4 protein-coding genes are annotated in these 2040 nt (G+C 65.6%); all 4 read right to left on the bottom strand.

The window, feature by feature from the left end; all coding sequences use genetic code 11:
- Positions 1 to 337 (bottom strand): ABC transporter permease (locus WBB85_RS16260; RefSeq protein ID WP_432639642.1); only part of this gene is annotated, 337 nt, incomplete at its 3' end.
- On the bottom strand, positions 334 to 1056 hold the full coding sequence (locus WBB85_RS16265; RefSeq protein ID WP_432639643.1) for an ABC transporter ATP-binding protein: 723 nt from the start codon (positions 1054 to 1056) through the stop codon (positions 334 to 336). The genes WBB85_RS16260 and WBB85_RS16265, both read right to left, overlap by 4 nt.
- Positions 1056 to 1712, bottom strand: coding sequence for an ABC transporter ATP-binding protein (locus WBB85_RS16270; RefSeq protein WP_432639644.1), 657 nt, complete (start codon positions 1710 to 1712; stop codon positions 1056 to 1058). Before WBB85_RS16270 ends, WBB85_RS16265 begins: the two co-directional genes overlap by 1 nt.
- A partial coding sequence (locus tag WBB85_RS16275; RefSeq protein ID WP_432639645.1) for an ABC transporter permease occupies positions 1658 to 2040 on the bottom strand: 383 nt, incomplete at its 5' end. The genes WBB85_RS16275 and WBB85_RS16270, both read right to left, overlap by 55 nt.

The raw sequence follows: 2040 nt of genomic DNA on the forward strand, positions 1-2040 counted from the left end.
GCAGTTTGGAAAACAGCAGCCACCAGCGCGGCAGCGGTGAGGTCAGAAGAAGCCGCATGGAGCCCATTTCCTGATCGTAGACCAGTGAAAGTGAAGACTGCATGCCGTTGAAAAGCTGGATCATGCCGATAAGGCCGGGAAGGATATAGACCTCATAGGTGATATAGGTCTGATAGGGCGGGATGATCGACAGGCCCAAAGCCGCCCGGAACCCGGCCGCGAAGACGATCAGCCAGACCAGCGGACGCACGAGTGCTGCAAGAAATCGGCCGCGCTGGCTGACAAAGCGCAGGGCCTCGCGCTGGACAATGGCGCGAAGCGCGATGAGCCAGGTCATGCCGCCGCCCCTTCCCCAGTCATGGCAAGGAACGCATCCGACAGCGTGCCGCCGCCCGCAATCTCATCCGCCGTTGCTGACCGCAGCACCTGCCCGCGATGTAGGACGATGACCGGATCGTCCGGCGCGATCTCATCGACCAGATGGGTGGCCCAGAGGACGGCCATGCCGCCCGACGCAAGGTCGTGGACATGGGCGGTAATCGCCGCCCGCGCCGCCGCATCCAGCCCGACCGTCGGTTCATCGAGCAGCAAGACCTCCGGCCCATGGATCAGCGCCCGCGCGATCTCCATCCGCCGCCGGTGGCCGCCATTCAGGGCGCGCACCTTTTCACCCGCCCGTTCGCGCATTCCAAGCTGATCGAGCGAGGCGTCAATCGCGGCCTCTGCCGCCCGTCCGGCAAGCCCGTGCAGCCCGGCGAAATACCGCAGCGACCGGCGCACGGTCAGGTCCATATCAAGCGTCGGCTGCTGGAACACCACCCCCATCCGCGCAAGCGCCTTGCGCGGCGCGCGGGCTAGGTCATGCCCGGCGATGGTGATCCGCCCTTCCGGCGCGACCAGAAGGCGGGTCAGGAGCGAGAAGAGCGTCGATTTCCCCGCCCCGTTCGGGCCAAGAAGTGCTGTAAACGCACCCGGACGCGCCGAAAGGCTCACCCCCTTCAGCGCCTGTTTCGCGCCGTAGCTGTAGCTCAGCCCTTCAACATTCAGCCCTGCCATCACGCCGCCTCCTCTCCGGTGATCGTCGCAGGCCGCCCGGACAGCCGCAAGATGCGTGTGCCGAGTATGCGTGCCTCGGCCTCGGAATGGGTGACGAACACCGTGGGTATCCGCGTTTCGGCGATCAGCCGCGCGGTCAGGGCCAGCATCTCTGCCCCCATATCCGCATCAAGCGAGGCGAAGGGTTCGTCGAGGATCAGCGCCTGAGGCTTGCCCGCAATCGCGCGGGACAGCGCCACGCGCCGCTGCTGGCCTAGCGAAAGCTGTGCTGGAAACGCCGCGCCCTTGTCGGCGATCCCGACCCGCGCCAGTGCCGCGTGTGTCCCGTCGCCCCCAAGGTCGGGATGGGTCAGGGTCAGGTTCTCGGCCACCGTCCGCCATGGCAGCAAAAGCGGCTCCTGAAACACCATGCCCAGCCGGTCGGGTCGGCGGACAGAGCCCTGAAAATCCGTGTCGATCCCGGCAACGATCCTCAGAAGCGTCGACTTGCCGATGCCCGAGGGACCAAGCAACGCCACGACCTCGCCCGCGCCGACGGCAAAGCCTATGTCCCGCAGGACCTCCGCCTGACCGAAGCGTTTCGACACGATATCGACCTCGATCACACGGCCCTCCAGCGCCGGATGCGGGTTTCGAGCGGCTGGATCATCAGCCACTCGACGACCAGCATGACCGCGATGAAGGACAAAGAATAGACCAGCACCATGCCGACATCGAAAAGCTGAAAGTAAAGGTGGATCTGAAAGCCCACCCCGTTCGACCGGCCGAGGAATTCGACCACCAGCACGATCTTCCAGATGACCGCGATGCCGGACCGGGCGGCGGCGGTGATATAGGGGGCAAGCTGCGGCAGGATCACATGGCGGAAGCGGCGGCCGGGGGCCATGCGAAAGACCCGCGCCATCGCCTCATATCCCGGGTCAAGCGCGCGCGCACCTTCGCGGGTGATGGTGGCGACATTGGGGATCTTGTTCAGCGTCACGG

The sequence above is a fragment of the Albidovulum sp. genome (assembly GCF_049646345.1).
Lineage (GTDB): Bacteria > Pseudomonadota > Alphaproteobacteria > Rhodobacterales > Rhodobacteraceae > Albidovulum.